20 protein-coding genes are annotated in these 24,295 nt (G+C 61.7%); 5 read left to right on the top strand and 15 right to left on the bottom strand.

Going from position 1 to position 24,295, the window contains the following annotated elements; translation table 11 throughout:
* Positions 1 to 13: 13 nt before the first annotated feature.
* From fabD to JFU04_RS22440, 4 genes are all read right to left on the bottom strand, one after another.
* On the bottom strand, positions 14 to 952 hold the full coding sequence (gene fabD, locus JFU04_RS22425) for an ACP S-malonyltransferase (protein ID WP_106802861.1): 939 nt from the start codon (positions 950 to 952) through the stop codon (positions 14 to 16).
* 126 nt (positions 953 to 1,078) lie between these two features.
* Positions 1,079 to 2,089: a phosphate acyltransferase PlsX gene (plsX, locus tag JFU04_RS22430; protein WP_083221498.1), complete on the bottom strand. Its 1,011-nt coding sequence runs from the start codon at positions 2,087 to 2,089 to the stop codon at positions 1,079 to 1,081.
* A gap of 4 nt (positions 2,090 to 2,093) precedes the next feature.
* Positions 2,094 to 2,276: a 50S ribosomal protein L32 gene (gene rpmF, locus JFU04_RS22435; protein WP_003179396.1), complete on the bottom strand. Its 183-nt coding sequence runs from the start codon at positions 2,274 to 2,276 to the stop codon at positions 2,094 to 2,096.
* A 13-nt stretch (positions 2,277 to 2,289) separates the two neighbouring features.
* On the bottom strand, positions 2,290 to 2,820 hold the full coding sequence (locus tag JFU04_RS22440; protein ID WP_010566563.1) for a YceD family protein: 531 nt from the start codon (positions 2,818 to 2,820) through the stop codon (positions 2,290 to 2,292).
* 105 nt (positions 2,821 to 2,925) lie between these two features.
* On the opposite strand from JFU04_RS22440, the gene JFU04_RS22445 reads away from it, so the two are divergent.
* Positions 2,926 to 3,504 carry a Maf family protein gene (locus JFU04_RS22445; RefSeq protein ID WP_201145730.1) on the top strand — a complete coding sequence of 193 codons (579 nt, stop codon included), beginning with the start codon at positions 2,926 to 2,928 and terminating at the stop codon, positions 3,502 to 3,504.
* Between the two features lie 130 nt (positions 3,505 to 3,634).
* On the opposite strand, the gene JFU04_RS22450 is transcribed toward JFU04_RS22445, so the two are convergent.
* Genes JFU04_RS22450 through rluC form a run of 3 tightly spaced genes read right to left on the bottom strand, consistent with a single transcriptional unit; the run spans position 3,635 to position 6,248 of the window.
* Positions 3,635 to 4,618 (bottom strand): S49 family peptidase, encoded by a 984-nt coding sequence (locus JFU04_RS22450; RefSeq protein WP_065909277.1) that lies wholly within the window; start codon positions 4,616 to 4,618, stop codon positions 3,635 to 3,637.
* A gap of 21 nt (positions 4,619 to 4,639) precedes the next feature.
* Positions 4,640 to 5,302, bottom strand: a complete 663-nt coding sequence (locus tag JFU04_RS22455; RefSeq protein ID WP_201145731.1) for an HAD-IA family hydrolase — start codon at positions 5,300 to 5,302, stop codon at positions 4,640 to 4,642.
* Positions 5,289 to 6,248 carry a 23S rRNA pseudouridine(955/2504/2580) synthase RluC gene (gene rluC, locus JFU04_RS22460; RefSeq protein WP_028617584.1) on the bottom strand — a complete coding sequence of 320 codons (960 nt, stop codon included), beginning with the start codon at positions 6,246 to 6,248 and terminating at the stop codon, positions 5,289 to 5,291. The genes JFU04_RS22455 and rluC overlap by 14 nt, the downstream gene beginning before the upstream one ends.
* A gap of 758 nt (positions 6,249 to 7,006) precedes the next feature.
* Here rluC and rne point away from each other — a divergent pair.
* Positions 7,007 to 10,270, top strand: a complete 3,264-nt coding sequence (rne, locus tag JFU04_RS22465) for a ribonuclease E (protein WP_446739689.1) — start codon at positions 7,007 to 7,009, stop codon at positions 10,268 to 10,270.
* Between the two features lie 117 nt (positions 10,271 to 10,387).
* Here rne and JFU04_RS22470 read toward each other — a convergent pair whose 3' ends face one another.
* From JFU04_RS22470 to JFU04_RS22480, 3 genes are all read right to left on the bottom strand, one after another.
* Positions 10,388 to 10,984 (bottom strand): NTP transferase domain-containing protein, encoded by a 597-nt coding sequence (locus tag JFU04_RS22470; protein ID WP_201145733.1) that lies wholly within the window; start codon positions 10,982 to 10,984, stop codon positions 10,388 to 10,390.
* A complete protein-coding gene (locus tag JFU04_RS22475) occupies positions 10,981 to 11,967 on the bottom strand; it encodes an XdhC family protein (protein ID WP_201145734.1) in 987 nt (328 codons plus the stop codon). Before JFU04_RS22475 ends, JFU04_RS22470 begins: the two co-directional genes overlap by 4 nt.
* 259 nt (positions 11,968 to 12,226) lie before the next feature.
* Positions 12,227 to 13,561, bottom strand: a complete 1,335-nt coding sequence (locus JFU04_RS22480) for a dicarboxylate/amino acid:cation symporter (protein ID WP_065909268.1) — start codon at positions 13,559 to 13,561, stop codon at positions 12,227 to 12,229.
* Positions 13,562 to 13,900: 339 nt separating this feature from the next.
* Here JFU04_RS22480 and JFU04_RS22485 point away from each other — a divergent pair, with 339 nt between their 5' ends.
* A complete protein-coding gene (locus JFU04_RS22485; protein ID WP_065909264.1) occupies positions 13,901 to 14,899 on the top strand; it encodes an AraC family transcriptional regulator in 999 nt (332 codons plus the stop codon).
* 38 nt (positions 14,900 to 14,937) lie between these two features.
* Here JFU04_RS22485 and JFU04_RS22490 read toward each other — a convergent pair whose 3' ends face one another.
* From JFU04_RS22490 to JFU04_RS22500, 3 genes are read right to left on the bottom strand one after another with little or no spacing between them, the layout of a single operon-like run.
* The gene (locus JFU04_RS22490; RefSeq protein ID WP_065909262.1) at positions 14,938 to 16,284 is read right to left on the bottom strand and encodes an ATP-binding protein; all 1,347 of its coding nucleotides are present in this window, start codon (positions 16,282 to 16,284) and stop codon (positions 14,938 to 14,940) included.
* Positions 16,281 to 16,958, bottom strand: a complete 678-nt coding sequence (locus JFU04_RS22495) for a response regulator (RefSeq protein ID WP_065909260.1) — start codon at positions 16,956 to 16,958, stop codon at positions 16,281 to 16,283. The genes JFU04_RS22490 and JFU04_RS22495 overlap by 4 nt, the downstream gene beginning before the upstream one ends.
* Positions 16,959 to 16,976: 18 nt before the next feature.
* The gene (locus JFU04_RS22500; RefSeq protein WP_120449557.1) at positions 16,977 to 17,285 is read right to left on the bottom strand and encodes a hypothetical protein; all 309 of its coding nucleotides are present in this window, start codon (positions 17,283 to 17,285) and stop codon (positions 16,977 to 16,979) included.
* A gap of 143 nt (positions 17,286 to 17,428) precedes the next feature.
* Here JFU04_RS22500 and JFU04_RS22505 point away from each other — a divergent pair, with 143 nt between their 5' ends.
* Positions 17,429 to 18,145 carry a 4'-phosphopantetheinyl transferase family protein gene (locus tag JFU04_RS22505; RefSeq protein ID WP_106802854.1) on the top strand — a complete coding sequence of 239 codons (717 nt, stop codon included), beginning with the start codon at positions 17,429 to 17,431 and terminating at the stop codon, positions 18,143 to 18,145.
* Between the two features lie 67 nt (positions 18,146 to 18,212).
* On the opposite strand, the gene JFU04_RS22510 is transcribed toward JFU04_RS22505, so the two are convergent.
* Both JFU04_RS22510 and JFU04_RS22515 read right to left on the bottom strand, forming a co-directional pair.
* Positions 18,213 to 19,823, bottom strand: a complete 1,611-nt coding sequence (locus tag JFU04_RS22510; protein ID WP_201145735.1) for an ATP-binding protein — start codon at positions 19,821 to 19,823, stop codon at positions 18,213 to 18,215.
* A complete protein-coding gene (locus tag JFU04_RS22515) occupies positions 19,820 to 20,545 on the bottom strand; it encodes a response regulator (RefSeq protein WP_106802852.1) in 726 nt (241 codons plus the stop codon). Before JFU04_RS22515 ends, JFU04_RS22510 begins: the two co-directional genes overlap by 4 nt.
* A gap of 783 nt (positions 20,546 to 21,328) precedes the next feature.
* Here JFU04_RS22515 and JFU04_RS22520 point away from each other — a divergent pair.
* On the top strand, positions 21,329 to 24,223 hold the full coding sequence (locus JFU04_RS22520) for a ribonucleoside-diphosphate reductase subunit alpha (protein ID WP_065909250.1): 2,895 nt from the start codon (positions 21,329 to 21,331) through the stop codon (positions 24,221 to 24,223).
* The last annotated feature ends 72 nt before the right edge of the window (positions 24,224 to 24,295 follow it).

Here is a 24,295-nt window from a genome sequence, read left to right on the forward strand (position 1 = left end):
CGGGGATCAGGTTTCAGGCCTGTGCCGCAAGCGCGGCAGCGAAGGCATCCGGGGTATTGAGGTTGGCAGTCGACACGCCGTCGGCGCAGCGCTTGTTCAGGCCGGCCAGGACTTTGCCCGGGCCGCACTCGACCAGTTCAGTGGCGCCATTGGCAGCCAGGGTCTGCACCGATTCTACCCAACGCACGGGCTTGTAGAGCTGCTCCAGCAGGTCGCGCTTGAGGGTGTCGAGGTCTGCAGCCACGGCTGCGCTGACGTTCTGCACCAGCGGAATCTGCGGCGCCTGCCAGTTGATGGCAGCGATGGACTCGGCAAAACGCTCGGCCGCCGGGCGCATCAGCTCACAGTGCGACGGCACGCTGACCGGCAACGGCAGGGCGCGTTTGGCACCGCGTGCCTTGCAGCCTTCAATGGCGCGTTCGACAGCCGCCTTGGCACCGGCGATCACCACCTGGCCAGGGGAATTGAAGTTCACCGCGCTGACCACTTCGCCCTGGGCCGCTTCGGCGCAGGCTTCGATCACCACGGCATCGTCCAGACCCAGGATAGCGGCCATGCCGCCCTGCCCGGCCGGAACGGCTTCTTGCATCAACTGGCCACGACGCTCAACCAGCTTGACCGCCTCACCCAGGGTCAGGCTGCCCGCCGCCACCAGGGCGCTGTACTCACCCAGGCTGTGACCGGCAACGAATGCCGGACGCGCGCCGCCTTGTGCCAGCCACAAGCGCCACAGGGCGATCGAAGCGGTCAGGATGGCCGGCTGGGTCTTGTCGGTTTGATTGAGTTGCTCTTCCGGCCCCTGCTGGGTCAGTGCCCACAGGTCGTAACCCAGGGCATCGGAAGCTTCCTTGAAGGTATCCAGGACCTGCGGATATTGCGCGCCCAGCTCGGCCAGCATGCCGAGGGACTGCGAACCCTGCCCTGGAAAGACGAATGCGAGGGATGTAGACATGTAACAAGCCCCTAATGATCTGGTCGTCGGAAATCGACGCCCCTACGGTGGGAGCGCACGAAACTGACAGATTGGATGGTCAATTGAACTGGCCGGTCACATTTAAGCATTCCCGGGCCGATTCGCCTAAGGCAACAGGTCCTCGAGACGGCCGTGCAAGCGTTGCGGCAGGTTTTCCTGGATCTCGATCAAGGCCCGTGCAATCGCGCTCTGAAAGCCTTCCACACCAGCAGAACCATGGCTCTTCACCACAATGCCCTGCAAGCCGAGAAAACTCGCACCGTTATGCCGCGCCGGCGCCAGGTCAGCCTGCAGGCGCCGCATCAATGGCAGTGCCAGGGCACCCACCAGGCGCGACGCCAGATTCTGCTTGAACAAGGCCTCGATACGCGCAGCAATCATGGTCGCCAGGCCTTCGCTGGATTTGAGCAGGATATTGCCGACAAACCCATCGCACACCACCACATCCGCTTCGCCACGGTACAGGCCATCACCTTCGACGAAGCCTACGTAGTTCAAACCCCGCGCGCCCTGCAGCAAGGTGGCGGCCAGCTTGACCTGCTGGTTGCCCTTGATGTCTTCGGTACCGATATTCAGCAAGGCCACGCGCGGGCGCGCCACGCCCAATGCTTCGGCAGCCACCGAGCCCATCACTGCGAACTGGAACAGGTGCTCGGCACTGCAATCGACATTTGCCCCCAGGTCCAGCAGTTGGCAATAGCCTTTCTGCGTCGGAATCGCGGCCACCATCGCCGGCCGATCAATCCCCGGCAGCGTCTTGAGCACGTGTCGGGACAGCGCCATCAACGCCCCGGTATTGCCGGCACTGACACAGGCTTGCACCTTGCCATCACGCAGCAACTCAAGGGCCACCCGCATCGAAGAGTCGGGCTTGCCGCGCAGGGCTGCCGCCGGCTTGTCATCCATGCTGATGGTTTCGCTGGCTGGCGTAATCGTCAGGCGCGCGCGATCCACCGCCGGATGGCTGGCAATCAGTTCTTCAAGAAGGGAGGGTTGACCGACAAGGGTCAGGTGCAGCGAGGGTGTGGCAGACAGGCTGGCAATGCAGGCCTGAACAATGCTGCGGGGACCGAAGTCCCCGCCCATTGCGTCAATCGCGATGACTAGGGCAGACAAGTGATTACTCGTCAGCGCCCTTGTCGATCACTTTACGGCCACGGTATACGCCTTCTGGCGATACGTGGTGACGCAGGTGAACTTCACCGGTGGTCTTTTCTACGGACAGGGTGCTAGCCTCGAGAGCGTCGTGCGAACGGCGCATGTCACGGGCGGAGCGGGATTTTTTGTTCTGCTGAACAGCCATAATTGATTAACTCCTAAACGTTTGGGTCACGCTTTAACTGCGCCAATACACTGAACGGGTTGGACCGCGTTACCTCGTCCTCGCTCGGTTCGGGCTCGTCATCGAGGCCCGCCGGCTGCTGGCATTCTTCCGGATGATGAGCAGGCACAATGGGCAAGGCGAGCAAAAGCTCCTCCTCGATCAGTGCATGCAGATCCAAAGGATCTTCGCCCAGTTCCAGCACGTCATAACCTTTCGGCAACGACTGGGTATTCGCACCCTCCTTCACCACAGCATAACTGCACTCGCTGTGGATCGGCAGGGTGACCAGCTCAAGACAACGCTGGCAAACCATTTTGACTTCGGTGTCGATAAAGCTGTGAATTACCACAGATTTACGTTCATCTCGTTCAAAAACGAATTTGGCCTGCACCGTACCGACAGTGTCGGAAAGCGGGTCGCAGAGTCTCTCCAAATCGGCCAGCAGCAACTCACCTTGAAGGGAGGTGCCACGATCAGCCAATTTGCGCGGGTCAACGTGAGGTGGAATCGGGTCATTCAACATAGGCGCAGCATTATAGGGATGCACCCGGCCATGTCAAAGGAAATTCAGCCCTGTGCGTCAGCCGGTCGCCCCGCTAGAATCCCCGGCTGCCTTGAGGAGACGCCCATGCTGCCTTTATTACTCGCATCCAGCTCGGTTTATCGCCGGGAATTGCTCAGCCGCCTGCACGTGCCGTTCATCTGCAGCTCGCCGGATATCGACGAAAGCCACCGTGCAAATGAATCCGCCGTCGACCTGGTCAAGCGCCTGGCCGAAGAGAAAGCCCGCGCCCTCGCCGCCCGTCATCCAGGCCATTTGATCATTGGCTCCGACCAAGTGGCCGCGCTCGACGGCCGGATCATCGGCAAACCCCACACCTTTGAAAATGCCCGCGAGCAATTGTTGGCGGCGAGCGGCAAGCGTGTGAGCTTTCTGACGGGCCTGGCACTGCTGAACAGCGAGACAGGGCACTGCCAGGTCGACTGTGTGCCGTTTACCGTGCACATGCGTGAGCTGGACGCTGAGCGTGTTGAGCGCTATCTGCGGATCGAGCAGCCGTATGACTGCGCAGGGAGCTTCAAGGCTGAAGGCTTGGGTGTGAGCCTGTTCCAGAGCACCGAAGGGCCGGACTCGACCAGCTTAGTGGGCCTACCATTGATACGACTGGTCGACATGCTGCTGGCCGAAGGCGTGCAAATCCCCTAAGCCCACCACCAAACTACTGTGGGAGCTGGCTTGCCTGCGATAGCGGTGGTCCTGCCACTATAAATGTCGACTGGCCAACCGCTATCGCGGGCAAGCCCGCTCCCACATGTGAATCGATGCGCCTGCTGGATCAGCGCAGGCTCGGGCCTTGGAAGCCCATGTAGAACGCCAGCTTCTCGGCCACGCTGGCACCCAGCCGCTTGGAGAAGCGATCAAACGGCGATTCCTCAACCGTGAAATCCACCAGCTCTTTCTCGCCAATCACATCGCGCGCCACCGAGCTGGCACTGCCCAGGCCATCGATCAAGCCCAGCGGCAATGCCTGCTCGCCCGACCACACCAGCCCGGAGAACAGCTCCGGATGATCTTTGTCCTTGAGGCGATCACCGCGCCCCTGCTTCACGCTGGCGATGAATTGACGGTGGGTGGTGTCGAGCACGCCCTGCCAGAACTGGGTTTCATCGGCCTTTTGCGGCTGGAACGGATCGAGGAAGGCCTTGTGCTCACCCGAGGTATAGGTGCGACGCTCCACGCCGAGCTTCTCCATGGTGCCGACAAAGCCGTAACCGGCCGCCGTTACACCGATGGAACCGACCAGGCTGGCCTTGTCGGCATAGATCTGGTCAGCAGCGCTGGCGATGTAATAGGCGCCCGAGGCACCCAGGTCGGAAATCACCGCGTACAGCTTGATATCCGGGTGCAGGCCGCGCAGACGACGAATCTCGTCATACACATAACCCGATTGCACCGGGCTGCCGCCAGGACTGTTGATGCGCAGGATCACACCCTTGACCTTGGGGTCTTCGAACGCGGCACGCAGACTGCTGACAATATTGTCGGCGCTGGCCGACTCCTTGTCGGCAATCACCCCGCGCACTTCAATCAGGGCGGTGTAGTTGGCGCCGCGGGTTGCGCTTTTTTCCATGTCCATCAACGGGCTGAACAACGCGAGCATGGCAATAAGCCAGACAAAGGTCAGCAACTTGAAGAAAATCCCCCAACGCCGTGCCCGGCGCTGCTCCTGGACACTGGCCAGGAGGGTTTTCTCCAGCAGCTTCCAGCTCTTGTCATCACTGCTATCGGCCTTTTCGGGCGCTTTCCACTCGTCACTCATGCCATTAACCCCAGCAAAGACTTATCGGGCCTGGCTGAGCCAGGCCTGCAGTTCAGAAAAATGATCAATCGTCAGCCTGGGCTCGTATTGCTGCAAGGCTTCGGCTGCCTGGGCACCGTAGCTGACCGCCACGCTGTCCATGCCGGCATTGCGCGCCATCATCAGGTCGAAAGAAGCATCGCCCACCATCAGTGCCTGGCGCGGCGCTACACCGCAATGCGCCAGGATCTGCTCAAGCATCAGAGGATGAGGTTTGCTGGCAGTTTCATCCGCGGCGCGGGTGATATCGAAGAAGTCTTCAAAACCATGCGCCTTGAGCACCCGATCCAGCCCGCGACGGGCCTTGCCGGTGGCAACAGCGAGGTGATACCCCTCGGCGCGAAACGCTTCCAACGACTGCATCACGCCCTCGAACAACGGTGAAGGCGTGGCCTCCAGCGCAATGTAGTGATCGGCGTAATGGTCGCGGAACGCCACTAGCTCAGCGTCGCTGATCTGCGGATACAGGGTGCGAATCGCCTCGGGCAAGCCCAGGCCGATGATGCCCTTGACCGCCAGGTCGCTGCACAGTGCATAGCCGGAACGGGTCGACGCGACGTGCATCGACTCGACAATCCGGCCAATGGAATTACACAGGGTGCCGTCCCAATCGAAAATCAGCAGTTTGTAATCAAGGTGCGACACTCAAACGCTCCACGGTCTTGGCCCACATCTCATCGACCGGCGCCTGCAGCTTCAGCTCGCCGCCGTCGGGCAGCGGCACAGTGAGCATGTAGGCGTGCAGGAACAGGCGCTTGCCGCCCAGGTCGCGGATCTCCTTGGAGAAATCCTCATCGCCGTACTTGGTATCACCGGCAATGCAGTGGCCTGCGTGCAGCGTATGGACGCGAATCTGATGGGTACGCCCGGTGACCGGCTTGGCCTCGACCAGGGTGGCGAAATCGCCGAAACGGCGCAGCACCTTGAACAGGGTCAGGGCTTCTTTGCCCTCCTCGTCCACTTCAACCATGCGCTCGCCGGAACGCAGGTTGCTCTTCTGCAACGGCGCACGAACGCTCTTGATCGAACTGGCCCAGTTGCCGCGCACCAGCGCCATGTAGCGCTTATCCACGCCATCGCCACGTAGGGCGGTGTGCAGGTGGCGCAACATGCTGCGTTTTTTGGCAATCATCAGCAGGCCGGAGGTGTCACGGTCCAGACGGTGGACCAGCTCCAGCTCTTTGGCATCCGGGCGCAACTGACGAAAGGCTTCGATCACGCCGAAATTCAGGCCGCTGCCGCCGTGAACCGCAATGCCGCAGGGCTTGTTGATCACGATCAGCTTGTTATCTTCGAAGACAATCGAGGCTTCAAGGCGCTGCAACAGGCCCTGGGCCAACGGCACAGGCTCGTCGCGTTCTGGCACGCGCACCGGCGGCACACGGACGATATCGCCCGCCTGCAACTTGTACTCGGGCTTGATGCGGCCCTTGTTCACGCGCACTTCGCCTTTACGCAAGATGCGGTAAATCAAGGTCTTGGGCACGCCTTTGAGCCTGGCCAGGAGAAAATTGTCGATGCGTTGGCCGGCATATTCCGGCGAGACCTCGAGCAGCTGGACGCTGGGGGTCTGGGGGGCGGTAGTCGTCATGGCGGCGATGATAACAATTTTTTATGGAATTGAAGCACTTAATCATTGCTGCTATAGTCGCGAACGCCGCCAAAAGCGGCCTGGACAGAGGACTTGCGGCAAACTGCCGGCCCTGACCATCGCAATTCATCAGGACGCGAGGCCGTCCTACGGGGCTTTCGCCACCCTGGAAGGCTCGAGATTGTAACAAGCGCAGGTGACATGAGGCCTGAAGCGAGTGCAGAAAGCAGAGTGAATACTCGCATTCTGCGCCGATATTTACGGCCAGTTCACAAAGTGCAGTCAGTCTTGGGCCAGACCATGGCGAATGTTTCGGAAACAACGCCTGTTAAGAGCTGAGTGAGAGCGCAGTCGCCCACACCTAGTCTTGTTTAGCCATGAGCGTGGACTCCCCATTGGAGAACACGGTAAATGCCAACCCGCTGCGGATTCTGCGCGCGGCAGCACCCGAATTATCAGGGATACGTGTAGGGTGGAGATGCACAACCGTCGGACCGTGTAGCACTAGGCTTATATTTAGACGCTTCATCTCGTCCACAGTCGCCGGTTGATTCCTCCTCCTGACCTTAGCTTTTGTTGAAGTGGTGCCTTTGTCACCACCGCTAACAAGCAGGACGCGTCCGTCGCGATACCGGCCCAATTGGCAGGTTTTGCTGGACACTGGAGTGGCCAACCACTCTTGACGCACCTGACACCGACCGTGAGAAGTCGTGTGTGCCGAACGCCGTTTCCGGCAGCCCGGAAACCGACGGTACAACATGAAAAGAATGCTGATTAACGCAACTCAACCCGAAGAGTTGCGTGTTGCACTGGTAGATGGCCAACGCCTCTACGACCTGGACATCGAATCCGGTGCACGCGAGCAAAAGAAGGCCAACATCTATAAAGGCCGTATTACTCGCATCGAACCAAGCCTTGAGGCTGCCTTTGTCGATTTCGGCTCCGAGCGCCACGGCTTCCTGCCCCTCAAAGAAATCTCCCGCGAATACTTCAAGAAAGCCCCTGAAGGCCGCGTAAACATCAAGGACGTCCTGAGCGAAGGCCAGGAAGTCATCGTCCAGGTCGAAAAAGAAGAACGTGGCAACAAGGGCGCCGCCCTGACCACCTTCATCAGCCTGGCCGGTCGTTACCTGGTACTGATGCCGAACAACCCGCGTGCCGGCGGTATTTCCCGTCGCATCGAAGGCGAAGAGCGCAACGAACTGCGTGAAGCGCTGAACGGTTTGATCGCACCGGCCGACATGGGCCTGATCGTTCGCACTGCCGGCCTGGGCCGCAGCAGCGAAGAAATGCAGTGGGACCTCGACTACCTGCTGCAACTGTGGACCGCCATCAAGGAAGCGTCCCTGGATCGTTCCGCGCCGTTCCTGATCTACCAGGAAAGCAACGTGATCATCCGCGCTATCCGCGATTACCTGCGCCAGGACATCGGCGAAGTGCTGATCGACAGCGTTGAAGCCCAGGACGAAGCCCTGACCTTCATTCGCCAGGTGATGCCGCAGTACGCCAGCAAGATCAAGCTCTACGAGGACAGCGTGCCGCTGTTCAACCGTTTCCAGATCGAAAGCCAGATCGAGACCGCTTTCCAGCGCGTCGTCGAACTGCCTTCCGGCGGCTCCATCGTGATCGACCCGACCGAAGCCCTGGTGTCCATCGACATCAACTCGGCGCGCGCCACGAAAGGTAGCGACATCGAAGAAACCGCCCTGCAGACCAACCTGGAAGCGGCTGAAGAAATCGCCCGCCAGCTGCGCCTGCGTGACATCGGCGGCCTGATCGTGATCGACTTCATCGACATGACCCCCGCCAAGAACCAGCGCGCCGTGGAAGAGAAAGTCCGCGAATGCCTGGAAGCCGACCGTGCCCGCGTGCAAGTTGGCCGCATTTCGCGCTTCGGCCTGCTGGAAATGTCCCGTCAGCGCCTGCGTCCATCCCTGGGCGAGAGCAGCGGCATCGTCTGCCCACGCTGCAACGGCACCGGCATCATCCGTGATGTTGAATCGCTGTCGCTGGCGATCCTGCGCCTGATCGAAGAAGAAGCCCTGAAAGACCGCACCGCCGAAGTCCGCGCGCAAGTGCCGATCCCGGTCGCAGCCTTCCTGCTCAACGAAAAACGCAACTCGATCACCAAGATCGAACTGCGCACCCGTGCCCGCATCGTGATCCTGCCGAACGATCACCTCGAGACCCCGCACTTCGAAGTGCAGCGCCTGCGCGACGACAGCCCGGAAGCCCACAGCGGCCAGTCCAGCTACGAAATCGCCGCTGCCGCTGCCGAAGTAGAAGAAGTCCAGCCAGCCGCTGCGACCCGCACCCTGGTTCGCCAGGAAGCAGCCGTGAAGACGGCACCGGCGCGTGCCAACGCACCGGTACCGACTGAAGTTGCCGCCCCGGTTGCCGCGCCGGCCGCCCTGCCTGAGCCAAGCCTGTTCAAGGGCCTGGTGAAGTCGCTGGTCAGCCTGTTCGCCACCAAGGAAGAGCCGGCCGCGCCGGTGGTGGTTGAAAAACCTGCCGCTGAGCGTCCAGCCCGTAACGAAGAGCGTCGCAACGGTCGCCAGCAAAGCCGTAACCGCAACGGTCGCCGTGACGAAGAGCGCAAGCCTCGCGAAGAACGTGCTCCACGTGAAGAACGCGCACCCCGCGAAGAGCGCGCGCCACGCGAAGCCCGTGAAGACACACCAGCCGTAGCCCGTGAAGAACGTGCACCGCGTGAAGAGCGCGCACCGCGCACTCCACGTGCACCGCGTGAAGATCGCAAGCCACGTGGCGAGCGTGAAGAGCGCGTGCGTGAACTGCGCGAGCCGCTGGACGCTGCACCTGCCGTTGCCGCTGCTGCCGGCGCTGTCGCTGCTGAAGAGCGTCCAGCTCGCCAGCCACGCGAAGAGCGCGCCCCTCGCGAAGAGCGCCAGCCGCGCCCACCGCGTGAAGAGCGCCAGCCACGTGCCGAGCAAGCCGCTGCTGCCAGTGAAGAAGAAGTGCTGACCGGCGAAGAGCAACTGCAGGACGACGGTCAGGACAACGCCGAAGGCGATCGTCCACGCCGCCGCTCCCGTGGCCAGCGTCGTCGCAGCAACCGTCGTGAGCGTCAGCGTGATGCCAACGGCAATGTGATCGAAGGCTCGGAAGAAGCCGGCGAAAACGCAGAAGCCGCGACCAGCGAACCGACCGGCGCCGAACTGGCTGCAGGCCTGGCCGTTACCGCTGCCGTGGCCAGCTCGGTGATCAGCGCGCCCGCTGAAGCCCAGGCGCACGAGCAAGCTGAACGTGCTACCGCCGCTGTCGAAGAAACCGTTGTGGTTGAAGCACCTGTCGCGCACACCCCAGTGGAAGAAGCGCCAGCTGTTGAAGCACCGGTCGTAGAAGCCACCACCCCGATCGAAGCCCCAGTGGTGCCGGAAGTGGAAGTGGCCCCAGTGGTTCGCGAAGTTCGCGAAGCACAGCCGGAAGCCGAATTGGCCGCTGTCGAGCCAGCACCGGTGGTTGAGCCTCAGCCTGTGGTTGAAGCCGCCGTTGAAGCACCAACTGAAGCCCCGGTTGTCGAAGAAGCTGCCCCGGCAGTGCGTGAAGTTCGCGAAGAACAGACCGCCTTCCAGTGGACCGCCCCTGAGCCAGCCGCCCCGGTTGAAGCGCCAGCACCTGCCCCTGTGGTAGAGCAAGCGCCAGCGCCGGTGGTTGAAGCCGTGGTTGCCGAACCTGCGCCAGTGGTCGAGCCTCAGCCAGTGGTGGAAGCGCCAGTGGTTGCCGAAGTCGCCGCTCCGGTGGTTGAAGCAGCACCTGCCAGCGCCCTGACCGAAAATGGTCGTGCGCCGAACGATCCACGTGAAGTGCGCCGTCGTCGCAAAGAAGCCGAGGCAGCCGCCGCTGCAGCTGCTGCTGCCGCCGAAGCACCAGCCCCGGCCGCTGAAGCCGTGGTTGAACACACTGCCCCGATCGTCGACGAAGCCCCGCGCGCCGTCGAAGAAGTGGCAGAGCACCACCCAAAGGCCCTGGAAGAAGAGCACGAGCCTAAACCTCTCGTCTGATTCCAACCGCCACTAAAAAGCCCCGCCTGAGTGATCAGGCGGGGCTTTTTATTGAGCGCAAGAAACCAAGCTTTATCCCTGGGATACATTCGCCTGCAGGCGCTGGCTGGCCGGCTCCTACCGTTGGATGGGGGAGAAACTCAAACTCTGCGGCAGGTCGACGTCCCAGAGTACGCCCGGATCATCTACAGGCACTTCGCTGACGGTCGCCTGTGCAAACAGCCGCCTGGCCCCTCGGTCACCGGTCAGCGCCATCAGGCCCGGTGCCAGCGCCCGGTCAAACGCCACGGGATGCCCATACTGCCCATCCTGCAGCGGCACGCTGATACCGCCCTCCTCCAGCGCAGCGATCACCCGCTCGATGCTCGACGACTGCACAAACGGCATATCCCCCAGCACCACCAGCCAACCTTCAGCGGTGCCACTGGCCGCGACGGCCGCCGCAATGCTGTCGCCCATCCCCGCTGAATCCAGCAGCAACACTTCGCAGCCGTAGGCTTGCGCCAAGCGAATCACCTCAAGGCGCTCCGGCGAAGTCACCACCCAGCGTTTTACCACCCGCGGCGGCAGCGCCAAAAGCACCTGTTCGATCACCGGCCGCGTCACGCCATCCAGGCCGACGCAATCGGCGAGCAACTTGTCTTGATCGGCGCCGGCCTCGGCACGAAAACGACGGCCCTGGCCGGCCGCCAAAACAATCGCGGTAATCGTCACTCCGCCACCACCGGCAGCGGCTTTTTCTGCATTGGCGCTACGCCATTCTTGATCGCGACAATTTCCGCCATCAGCGACAACGCGATCTCCGACGGCGTATGGCTACCGATATGCAAACCAATCGGCCCGTGCAAACGCGCGACTGCCTCGGCAGACAAGCCCAGCGCCGCGAGGTTTTCCCGGCGCTTCTGGCTGTTGACCCGTGACCCCAGCGCGCCGATGTAGAACGCGCTGGAATTCAACGCCGTCAGCAAGGCCATGTCGTCCAGCCGCGGGTCGTGGGTCAGGCAGACGATAGCGGTGCGCTCATCGGTCTGGATATTCAACACAGCCTCATCCGGCATGCCCGGCACAAAGCGGCCATGCTGCTCTTCCCAGCCGTAGACAAATTCGTCGCGTGGGTCGCAGATAAGGACTTCGAAATCCAGCAAGCGCGCCATTTCCGCCACGTAGCGCGACAGCTGCCCGGCACCGATCAACAGCAGGCGCCAGCGCGGGCCGTAGATGGCCCGCAGGCGCTCGCCATCAAAGCTGACGATGTCGGTCTTGCTCGCGTTGCTCAGGGTCACGGCGCCTGTGGCCAGGTCCAACTCGCGGGCGACAATTTCATGCGCTTCGCAGCGCGCCAGCAATTGCGCGACCCAATCCCAATCCTGCACACGCTCCTCGGTCAGGCGCAGCGTGCCGCCGCAAGGCAGGCCGAAGCGCGCCGCTTCATCGCGGGTGACGCCGTAGGTGACCAACTGCACCGGCGGCCCGTCACCGGCCAGGCGGCCGTCCTGCAAGCGCGCAATCAGGTCATCCTCGATGCAACCGCCGGACACCGAGCCGATCACCACGCCATCGCCACGCAGCGCCAACATGGCGCCCGGCGGCCGTGGTGCACTGCCCCAGGTCTGGACCACGCTGTACAACACCACCGGCTGACCGGCGCGACGCCATTCGAGCACGCTGCGCAAGACATTCAGATCCACACTGTCCATCAACACTCCTGCAAGCGTGCAGCGCAGCCAAGCGGCTGGCCAATGGATTTTAGAACGGGCAACCCTGCGCGAGTTTCATCAGCGTAGACCGACCCGAGTGAACGGCAGTCCCATAAAGACGGGCTTCAATGCAATCTGATGAAGTGTTTACTTAATGTAAATCAAAAAATCGAAAAAGTGATCCACCCGAAACGCAAACGCCCCGAACAAGTCGGGGCGTTTGTGCGAAGCGTCGGTGTCAATTCACACCAGAAAGCGCTTACTTCACCGAAGCAGGAGCAGGACCTTCGGCGACGCCCAGGTCATCTTCCACGCGGGTGTCGGAGATGCCAGTACCGCCGGAAGCCAACTCGCTGTGCAGCTTGTCGGTGTCCAGTTCCTTGACCCACTTGGCCACGACGATGGTGGCAACGGCGTTACCGACCAGGTTGGTCAGCGCGCGAGCTTCGGACATGAAGCGGTCGATACCCAGGATCAGCGCCAGGCCGGCAACCGGCAGGTGGCCGACGGCCGACAGGGTTGCAGCCAGTACGATGAAGCCGCTACCGGTCACGCCTGCAGCGCCTTTGGAGGACAGCAGCAGCACCAGCAGCAGGGTGATCTGGTGGGTGATGTCCATGTGGGTGTCAGTCGCCTGGGCGATGAACACGGCAGCCATGGTCAGGTAGATCGAAGTACCGTCGAGGTTGAACGAGTAGCCAGTCGGGATCACCAGGCCTACTACGGACTTCTTCGCGCCCAGGCGCTCCATCTTGATCAGCATGCGTGGCAGTGCGGATTCGGAGGAGGAAGTACCCAGCACGATCAGCAGCTCTTCACGGATGTAGCGAACCAGCTTCAGCACGCTGAAACCGTGCGCGCGGCAGATGGCGCCCAGCACCACGACCACGAACAGGATGCAGGTGATGTAGAAGCAGATCATCAGCTGGCCCAGTTGCACCAGCGAACCGACACCGTAGGCACCGATGGTGAACGCCATGGCGCCGAGGGCACCGATTGGGGCGAGCTTCATGATCATGTTGATGATGTTGAACATCACGTGCGCGAAGCGATCGATGAAGTCCAGGACCGGCTTGCCGTAGGCACCCAGGCGATGCAGGGCGAAACCGAAGATCACCGAGAACATCAGCACTTGCAGGATGTCGCCGTTGGCGAACGCACCGACGATAGTGTTCGGGATCACATTGAGGATAAAGCCAACCACGCTCTGGTCTGCACCGGCAGTCACGTAGGCCGCGACTTTGGAGGCGTCCAGGGTTGCCACGTCGATGTGCATGCCGGCGCCCGGTTGCACAACGTTGACGACGATCAGGCCGATCAGCAGGGCGATGGTGGAAACGATTTCGAAGTACAGCAGCGCGTAGCCGCCGGTTTTGCCGACCGATTTCATGCTTTGCATGCCAGCGATGCCGCTGACAACGGTGCAGAAGATGATCGGGGCGATGACCATTTTGATCAGCTTGATAAAGCCGTCACCCAGTGGCTTGAGGGCCACACCGGTCTGTGGGTAGAAGTGACCGAGCAAAATACCGATAACGATTGCAACGATCACCTGGAAATACAGGGATTTGTAGATTGGCTGACGAGTCGTCATTGCAAAGTTCCTCAATCGTCCCGTGTGGCAAATATCCGCCATTGCCCACGACACTTGAATTGCGAACCCTCCTGCACTGGAGGGATTTGTTGTTTGCGAGGCTTGTAGGACCAGGCCTGCGCTGTCGTATGTATCGCAAACGGCGTGCCAGCTTTGGTAAAAATCCTACAGGCCTTTAGACATCAGGGCTGGGGGATTTCCGGCCCCTTCTAACGCAGGCAAACAGGTGGCGGATTTCCGCCCACTCGCCCAATCCCGTCCTACAATTTGGCGGATATCCGCCTTGTCCCTCTCCCAGGGGGTGGCTACCATCGGCCACTCCATGGACGAGGCCTTCGCATGCGTGAACGTACCATCGCCAGTCATTACGCCCGGGCGGCCCTCGGCGGTGCACGCCGAGCCGGCTACGATTATTCGGGCCTGCTGTTGCAAGTCGGTATCACCCCGCAATTACTGAGCGAACCTCGCGCCCGTATTGCACCGGAGCAATTTACCCGACTGCTGCAAATGCTCTGGCTGGCGCTGGACGACGAATACCTGGGCTTTGCCGACGGCCCAAGCAAACGCGGCACTTTCGCCATGATGTGCCACGCGCTGATCCACTGCCGCACCCTGGAGAAAGCGCTGGAACGCGGCTTATTATTTTATAGCCTATTCCCACAAGGTCCGCGCTGGCAGCTGACCCGCGAAGGCGACATGGCCCGCTTGAGCCTCGACGACTCGCAACTGTGGGACCCGGACCATTTCCTCAGCGAATGCCTGCTGGTGATCTGGCATCGCCTGGGCAGTTGGCTGATCGGCCAACGGATTCGGCTGCACCAGGCCACGTTCAGCTACCCGATGCCGGCCCATGCCACTGAATACGACCTGCTGTTTCCGTGCACCCTGGTGTTCGGCGCCTCGAGCAGCAGCCTGGTATTTCCCAGCCGCTACCTGAGCCTGCCGCTGCTGCAGGACGAGCGTACGCTCAAGCACTTCCTGGAACGCTCGCCGGCGGATTTGCTGTCGCGCCCCGATGAGGGCGACAGCCTGAGCAGCCAACTGCGGCGCCTGCTGAGCCGCGACCGCACGCCCTGGCCGGACCTGGAAGCCGTCGCCCAGCACCTGCACATCAGCCCGCAAACCCTGCGCCGGCATCTGCGAGAGGAAGGCACCAGTTTCCAGGCACTCAAGGATGAGCTGCGGCGGGACATCGCCATCTATCACCTGGGGCGGGCGGATCTGTCATTGCAGGAAATCGCCGAGCAGTTGGGATTTTCCGAACCGTCGGCGTTTCATCGGGCGTTCAAGAAGTGGACGGGGCTGACGCCGGGGGCTTACCGGGCGCAGGAAAGTTAGAGGTGTGCCGGCGATGAGGCCATCACCGCCGATGAAGCTCACACCGCCGGAAAGTGAATCTTGAACGCCGCCCCACCCAATGGTGAATCACCCAGGGTCAGGCGCGCGCTGTAGCTTTCAATGATGTCCTTGACCACCGCCAGGCCAATGCCCTGCCCCGGATGCTGGCGGTCCAGCCGCTCGCCCCGCTGCAGGATCCGTGCACGCTGATCCGGTGGCACCCCGGGCCCGTCGTCTTCAATGCACAGCTCGGTGCCTTCCAGGCTTTCCACCAGGCTGATGCGCACTTCGCTCAGGCACAGCCGGTAGGCGTTTTCCAGCAGGTTACCGAGCAATTCGAGCAAGGCGCCTTTCTCGATCGGTACGTCGCACTCTTCCGGCAGATCAAAAGACACGGTCACGCGTTTGTCGCGATAGACCTTGTCCAGCGTGTCGCACAAGCTTTGCAGCACCGGTTCCAGGCGCACCTGGTGGCGCACCAGGCCGCTTTTGCGCAGGCTCGCGCGCTGCAACTGGTAGCTGATCTGCTGGCTCATGCGCTCGATCTGCGATTGCAGGACCCAGGCCTGGTCGCGGTCTTCCGGACGCTGGGCCATGTCCTCGCTTACGCCCTGCAATACTGCCAGCGGGGTTTTCAGGCTGTGGGCCAAGTCGTCGAGGGAGTCGCGATAGCGTGCCCGCTGCTCGCGCTCGCTGTGCAGCAAACGGTTGAGCGAGCCGGTCAGGCGCAGCAGTTCGCGGGGATGTTCTTCGCTGAGGCTTTCGCGGGTGCCGCCTTCGATCTGGTCGAGTTCCTGGCTCAGGCGCCGCAAGGCTTGCAGGCCCCAGGTCAGGCCCAGCCATAGCAACGTCAGCAGCACCAGCAAGGCTGCGCCGAAGCCCAGGTACAGGTTTTCGCGCAGGCCTTCGAGGGTCAGCTGGTATTCGCGCACCGGCTGCAGGGCGACGATACTGAACGCCGCGCTCTTGCCGCCGAGCAGCTTGACCTCGACGTCATAGACAAAGAATTCCTGGCCGTTGGCTTCGCGAATCCGCGCAAATTCATTGCCGCGTCCGTCATAGCGCGGCTTGTAGTTGATGTTTTCTTCTTTGGTCGCCCGCGAGCGCCACACCAGGTGGCCCTCACGGTCATAGATGTAGCCCAACAGGCGGCTGTCAGTGAGGTTGAAACGTTCGTCAGGCAACTGCGCCGGCATCAGCAGCCGGTTGTTTTCGACGCGTGCCGCCGAAATCAGGGTGGTGACATCCGACGCCAGGCGCTGCTCGATGGAATCCTGCAACGCCAGGCTGAACGCCCCCTGCATGGCCGGCAACAAACCCAGCATGAACAGCACGGCCAGGGTGGCGGCCGCCAGCATCAAGCGCACGCGTAGCGAGCGAATCAACGGCAGCGCTCATTGAACAGGTAGCCCAGGCCGCGCACGGTGTCGATCGGCTTGAACCCCGCCGGGCCTTCGAGTTTGCGGCGCAGGCGGCCGACCAGCACTTCGATCACGTTTGGATCGCGCTCGTCGTCATCGGGGTAGAGCTGCTCCATCAAACGGTCCTTGGCCACCACTTGCTGGTGATGGCGCATCAGGTATTCGAGGATCCGGTATTCGTAGGCGGTCAGTGCCAGCGGCTGTTCGTCGAGGGACGCCTGCTTGCGATTGAGGTCCAGCAGCAACGGCCCGGCGACGATGGTCGATTGGGTAAAGCCGCTGGAGCGGCGCAACAAGGCATTCATCCGCGCCTCCAGCTCTTCGAACTGGAACGGCTTGACCACGTAGTCGTCGGCGCCCGCCGCCAGGCCTTCGACCTTGTCCTGCCAGTTGCCGCGCGCGGTGAGGATCAGGATCGGGAAGGTCTTGGCCTGGGCGCGCAATTGGCGGATCAGGTCCAGGCCGCCCATGCCGGGCAGGCCGAGGTCGATGATCGCCAGGTCATGATTGAATTGGCCGGTCTGGTACAGGGCCTCTTCGGCGTTGGCCACGGCCTCGACCACATGTCCACTGTCGGTCAGGCGGGTAAACAGGTGATGACGCAGCAGCGCCTCATCTTCCACCACCAGCAATTTCATAAGGCTCTCCAAAGCAAATCAACTGTCCGACAGGGGGATATCATAGCGGCCCTGCAAGTCTTGCTGGCGCATTTTAATGCCATTGTACTGGCCGGTCAGGTGTTGATAACCGGCGCGATAGCCCTGCTGCGGGGCCGCAAGGCCCAGGGACTGGCCCCAGGGCGTGGGCTGGCTGCCCGCATCTTCGAAACTCACACGCTGGATCAGCGTGCTGGTTTTCTTGGTTTTCTCACGACCGAATCCTGCAAAGGCGCCATCGGAGGCCTGGACCCCGGCAGTGGCACTCAGCATGGTCAACGCCAACATCAGCTTTTTGATCGCAGTCATGGTGTTACCTCATACGCGCAGGGCTGTGGTGTGTTGAGACCAGCCTACGCAAACGCCCCTGAACTCCCCCTGAACAGGCTCTGAACCTCGCCTGAACCGTTGCGGGCTATCCGGCGGCGCAGCAACTCGGCAAAATACCGCCCATGAATCCCCTACCCGCTTGCTGCACCCCACTCGATGCCCACTGGCCGCTGCCCGCCCCCTTGCCGGGCACGGTATTTCTCAGCACCCGGTTTGACCCGGCCTTGCTGGCGGACGGGGATTTCCAGCGCAGCGCCGTGCCGCCACCGCCGAGCATCCAGCGCTCGGTGGCCAAGCGCCAGGCCGAGTTTCTTGCCGGTCGACTGTGTGCACGCGCCGCCCTGCAAAGGCTGGATCACCTGGATTGTGTGCCGGCGATTGGCGACGACCGCGCACCGGTGTGGCCGGCGCATATCAGTGGCTCGATCACCCACAGCACCGGGCATGCCGCCGCGATTGTCGGGCACAAGGCGCAATGGCGCGGGCTGGGCATGGACCTGGAGAACATCCTGAGCCTGGAACGCGCGGAACGCCTGGCCGGGGAAATCCTGACCGCCGATGAACTGCAGCGCATGGCCGCCCTCCCTCGCGAACAGGTCGCCTTGCTGGTGACGCTGACGTTTTCGGCCAAGGAGAGTCTGTTCAAGGCGCTTTATCCGATCGTGCAGAAGCGCTTCTATTTCGAGCATGCCGAGGTGGTGGAGTGGTCAGAGGCCGGTCACCTGCGGCTGCGGCTGCTGACGGATTTGTCCGAAGAGTGGTGCCATGGCAAGGAATTGACGGGGCAGTTTGCGCTGGATGACGGACAGCTGTTGAGCCTGGTGGCGGTAGGCGCCTGATAGGGCGCTGGCGCCGGCAAGGGAATGCACTGCAAATGCACGATCCGGCTTGCCGGCGATAGCACTATCAAGGCTTATCCTGGTCTCGCGGCCAACTGAGGCTAAAGCAAGCCCCACCCAAGTTGTTGCTCTTGCTGATCAACGCCCGCCCGCCGTGCCAATAAATGATCCGCCGCACAATCGACAACCCCAACCCATGCCCGCCAGAGGCGCGGGTGCGGCTGTCATCCAGGCGCAGGAACGGCGTGAAGATGCGCTCCCAGGCACTCTCCGGCACACCGGGGCCATCATCTTCCACATCGATACGGCAGCGCACCTGCCCCACCTGGTAACTGATCAGGACCTGGCCCTGGGCGTGGCGCATGGCATTGCTCACCAGGTTTTGCAGGGCGCGGTGCAGATAGCGCGGTTCGGCGTCGACCCAGGCGTCATCCCAATGCGCCGAAGACAGGCAAATGCCCCGACTCACCGCGACTTGAGGGCGCAGTGGCGATAATTCGCCGATGACCTGATTGAGCAGCGCATCGAGGTCGACCCGTTGGAAATTCAGCTCCGGCGCGCCCTGTTCCAGGCGCGCATACGTGAGCATCTCATCCACCAGGCCATCGAGGTCCTGGATATCGCTGTCCATGCCTTCCAGGTATTTGCGCCGGGCTTCAGCGGTAGTCGCGTCGCCGAGCATCTCCAGGCCAAAGCGCAGGCGCGCTACCGGGGTGCGCAGCTCGTGGGACACCGCGCGCACCAGTTCGCGCTGGATGGCGAGCAATTGCTGCAAGTGCTCGGCCATGCCATTGAACGCCGCGGCCAGGCGCCCTACCGAGTCAGCACCCCGGGCTGGCACGCGCACCTCCAGGTTGCCCTTGGCGATACGCGTCGCGGCCGCTTCCAGGCCTTTGAGGCGCCGCTCCAGTTGACGCACCAATAGATAGACGATCAGGCCAATCAGGCTCAGGCCGATCAAGGCGATCAGGATCAGCCATTGCGCCGGGTAAGGGTTCATTTGAAACAGTGGGCCGATTTCCAGCACCCAGGGCGTGCCGACCATGCCGGCGAAGACGCGGATCGAATCGCCGCCCTTGCCCAGGGCCATCACCGTATCGCCTTCCGACACGCGGCGACGCTGGTCTTCGTCCATGTCGGCCTGGTCGAGGGCCATCAGGTGCATCTCGAAGCCAAAACCCTTGGCTTCTTTTATAGCGGCCAGGCGTTGCGGCTGTTCGGCCACCGGGAAGCGCACCAGTTCGTCGGCCAAGAGGTAAATCGTCGCACGGGCCAGTTGTTCGCTGATCTGCTGCACTTCGCCGGTCAACACCAGTTGCTCCCGCTCACTGACCAGGCGCAGCACGCGTGCCGCATGGGGGCCGGTCTGTTCTACCAGGACCTGACCGCGTTGCAGGCGATTGCGCTGACTGAGGTCCAACTGGGCGTCGCTGAGGGTGCGCAATTGCAGCGGGATACCGAGCAGGCGCTCCCACACCGCCAGGGCGCGCTGACGCTCGATGGCGCTCATCGGCTGCAGGTTGTCACCCATCAGCGCGAAGGTGCCATGGGCCAGGCGCTCGCGGTATTGGCCGCTGCGCACCTCGTTGAGCAGGTGCAATGCCAGCACGCCGAGCAACGCCACCAGGATCAGCGCCGCACACATGCCGCCATAGATGCGCAGGAAGATCGAGTTCACAGCGGCAGATCAGCGGCGGCTTCGGGGACGAACAGGTAGCCTTTGCTGCGAATGGTCTTGATCAGGCGCGGGTGGATCGGATCGTCGCCGATTTTCGGGCGGATCCGCGAGATGCGCACGTCGATGGAGCGGTCCTGGCCGTCATAGCCGATGCCGCGCAGGGCGATAAAGATTTCTTCGCGGGACAGGATGCGCCCGGCATTCGCCACCAACAGCCACAGCAGGTCGAATTCGGCGCTGGTCAGTTCGATTTCGCCCGCGTGCAACCAGGCTTCGCGCAGGGCGTTGTCGACCACCAGCGGGCCGAACTGCAGGCGGCGCTGGTTCTCCACGGCGGCAGGTTCCGCCGGTTCGCTGCGCCGCAGCAGGGCCTGGATGCGGGCCAGCAACAGGCGCGGCCGCACCGGTTTGCACACATAGTCGTCGGCGCCCATGTCCAGGCCGAGCACCTGGTCCATGTCGTCGGTACGCGCGGTGAGCATCAGGATCACGCCATCGTAGCGCTCGCGGACTTTACGGCAGATGCTCAGGCCGTCTTCCCCAGGCAGCATCAGGTCGAGGATCACCAGGTCGGGTTGTTCGGCGATGATGCGTGCCGCCGCCAGGGCGCCGTCACTCTCGACCGAAACCCGCAGGCCATTGCTCTCCAGGTAATCACGGGTCAACTCGGCCAATCGCTCGTCGTCCTCGACAATCAATACCTGCCAGGCTTCCTGCTCCATGCGTGATCCTCGTTTTTTATCAAGGGATTCGTCAGCCAGTGCGGTCAAAGGGGGAGCGAGATTGCCCGCTCCGCCTGTTTGATCTTCGCCCGGCATACCTTATTTGTAATGTTTTGAGGGCATAACAAACCCCGATTGTAGCCATGCCCCAACCCTCAAGCACAAGCCGGGAAATCCATTCGGTGATCGCATTTTTTTGTGATAGGGTTCGCGCCCTCAAAAATCCAATCGGCTGTTTTTATCTTGGAATATTCGGTGACAAACGGCTGAATCCAGCAGTACTGCGGCCTACACGGCTGTTCCACGTTTCATACACATTTTACCCACAGCGTTATCCACAGGTAGTGCGTTGCTAAGCCCCCCAAAACGCATTATCTTGTAGCTCGGCGCTAAAAAACCCTACATGTAGGGTTTTGAGCGAAAAGACCCAACACAAATCAGACAAGAAACTCAAGCCCTTTCTTGCTCCTGTTTGGTCTAGCCAAAGCATTTTTTGAAAGCCCACACCGCGCACGCGGATGGCAACCGTTTCACGCTTCAACAGCGCAAAACGGTACGGGTGTTGCAGCGCTTGAACCGGGCGACTGTCACCCAACAGGAATACGGCCAGAGGCTTTTACGCCTTGAACCGAAGACTTCGGCATGGAAGCGGCGCGAATAGCTCCCTTCCTCCTGTCCCGAAGTTGTTATGCCAGGCCAAAGGCCTGTTGTAAGTGCTTCAGGACGGAACGGTGGGCACCGAGATGGTGCCCAAATAAATATAGAATGTGGAGACAACCCCCCATGCAAACCGACACAACTCGCGAGAACCCGCAAGGCTCCGTGCCGCAGGCCGCTGATTCGAACCTGGATCTGTCCGCCACCGCGCCCGGCCAATTGCGTGTGATCAAGCGTAACGGCACTGTCGTTCCTTACACCGATGACAAAATCACCGTCGCCATCACCAAAGCGTTTCTTGCAGTTGAAGGCGGCACCGCTGCCGCTTCGTCGCGCATCCACGACACCGTTGCCCGCCTGACCGAACAAGTCACCGCGACCTTCAAGCGTCGCATGCCATCGGGCGGCACCATCCACATCGAAGAAATCCAGGACCAGGTCGAACTGGCCCTGATGCGTGCCGGCGAGCAGAAAGTCGCCCGCGACTACGTGATCTACCGTGACTCGCGCGCAAAGGAACGTGCCGTACGTTCCCCGGCTGAAGAAGCTGCCGTGCAAGCGCACCCGTCGATCCGCATCACCCTGGCCGACGGCAGCTTTGCCCCACTCGACCTGGGCCGCCTGAATACCATCATCACCGAGGCCTGCGAAGGCCTGGAAGAAGTCGACGGTGACCTGATCCAGCGCGAAACCCTGAAGAACCTGTACGACGGCGTGGCCCTGACCGACGTCAACACCGCCCTGGTGATGACCGCCCGTACCCTGGTTGAACGCGAGCCGAACTACTCGTTCGTGACCGCGCGCCTGCTGATGGACACCCTGCGTGCCGAAGGCCTGGGCTTCCTGAAAGTCGCCGACAGCGCCACCCACCACGAGATGGCCGACCTGTACGCCAAGGCCCTGCCGGCCTACATCGCCAAGGGTATCGAATTCGAATTGCTGAACCCGGTCCTGGCCACCTTCGACCTGGAAAAACTCGGCAAGGCGATCAACCACGAGCGCGACCAGCAGTTCACCTACCTGGGCCTGCAAACCCTGTACGACCGTTACTTCATCCACAAGGACGGTATCCGCTTCGAACTGCCGCAAGTGTTCTTCATGCGCGTGGCCATGGGCCTGGCGATTGAAGAGAAGCAGAAAGAAGACCGCGCCATCGAGTTCTACAACCTGCTGTCGTCCTTCGACTACATGTCTTCGACCCCGACCTTGTTCAACGCCGGCACCCTGCGTCCACAGCTGTCCAGCTGCTACCTGACCACCGTGCCGGATGACCTGTCGGGCATTTACCACGCGATCCACGACAACGCCATGTTGTCCAAATTCGCCGGCGGCCTGGGCAACGACTGGACCCCGGTGCGCGCACTGGGTTCGTACATCAAGGGCACCAATGGCAAGTCCCAGGGCGTTGTACCGTTCCTGAAAGTGGTGAACGACACCGCCGTCGCCGTGAACCAGGGTGGCAAGCGCAAAGGCGCTGTGTGTGCCTACCTGGAAACCTGGCACATGGACATTGAAGAGTTCATCGAGCTGCGCAAGAACACCGGTGATGACCGTCGTCGTACCCACGACATGAACACCGCCAACTGGATCCCTGACCTGTTCATGAAGCGCGTCTTCGATGACGGCAAGTGGACCCTGTTCTCGCCCTCCGAAGTTCCGGACCTGCACGACCTGACCGGCAAGGCCTTCGAAGAGCGCTACGAGTACTACGAAGCCCTCACCGAGTACCCAGGCAAGGTCAAGCTGTTCAAGACCATCCAGGCCAAAGACCTGTGGCGCAAAATGCTGTCCATGCTGTTTGAAACCGGCCACCCATGGCTGACCTTCAAAGACCCGTGCAACCTGCGCAGCCCGCAGCAGCACGTCGGCGTGGTCCACAGCTCGAACCTGTGCACCGAGATCACCTTGAACACCAACAAGGACGAGATCGCCGTTTGCAACCTGGGCTCGATCAACCTGCCGAACCACATCGTCAACGGCAAGCTGGACACCGCCAAGCTGGAACGCACCGTCAACACCGCTGTACGCATGCTCGATAACGTGATCGACATCAACTACTACTCGGTGCCACAGGCGCAGAACTCCAACTTCAAGCACCGTCCGGTTGGCCTGGGCATCATGGGCTTCCAGGATGCGCTGTACCTGCAGCACATTCCTTACGGCTCGGATGCTGCGGTCGAGTTCGCCGACAAGTCCATGGAAGCGGTCAGCTACTACGCGATCCAGGCCTCCTGCGACCTGGCCGACGAGCGCGGTGCCTACGAGACATTCCAGGGTTCGCTGTGGTCCAAAGGCATCCTGCCGCTGGACTCGCAACAGATCCTGATCGAAGCCCGTGGCCAGAAGTACATCGATGTCGACCTGAACGAATCCCTGGACTGGGCGCCGGTACGTGCCCGTGTGCAGAAAGGCATTCGTAACTCCAACATCATGGCCATCGCACCGACCGCAACCATCGCCAACATCACCGGCGTATCGCAGTCGATCGAACCGACCTACCAGAACCTGTATGTGAAATCGAACCTGTCGGGCGAATTCACCGTGATCAACCCGTACCTGGTTCGCGACCTCAAGGCCCGCGGCCTGTGGGACTCGGTCATGATCAACGACCTGAAGTACTACGACGGTTCGGTGCAGCAGATCGAGCGCATCCCGCAAGAACTCAAAGAGCTCTACGCGACTGCCTTCGAAGTGGACACCAAGTGGATCGTGGACGCCGCCAGCCGTCGCCAGAAGTGGATCGACCAGGCTCAGTCGCTGAACCTGTACATCGCCGGCGCATCGGGCAAGAAGCTCGACGTGACCTACCGCATGGCTTGGTACCGTGGCCTGAAAACCACTTACTACCTCCGTGCCCTGGCCGCGACCAGCACCGAGAAGTCGACCATCAACACCGGCAAGCTGAACGCTGTGTCCAGCGGTAACCACGGTGATGATTCGGTGCTCGCCGCCCCGGCCGGCCCGGCGCCAGTGCCAAAGGCCTGCGCGATTGACGAGCCGGATTGCGAAGCTTGCCAATAAGCTGAGCCCGCCCTGGGGCTAACCCCCAAGGCTGAAAAGCCCCCGATACACTTAACGTGTATCGGGGGCTTT

Source organism: Pseudomonas sp. TH21, assembly GCF_016651025.1.
Lineage (GTDB): Bacteria > Pseudomonadota > Gammaproteobacteria > Pseudomonadales > Pseudomonadaceae > Aquipseudomonas > Aquipseudomonas aylmerensis.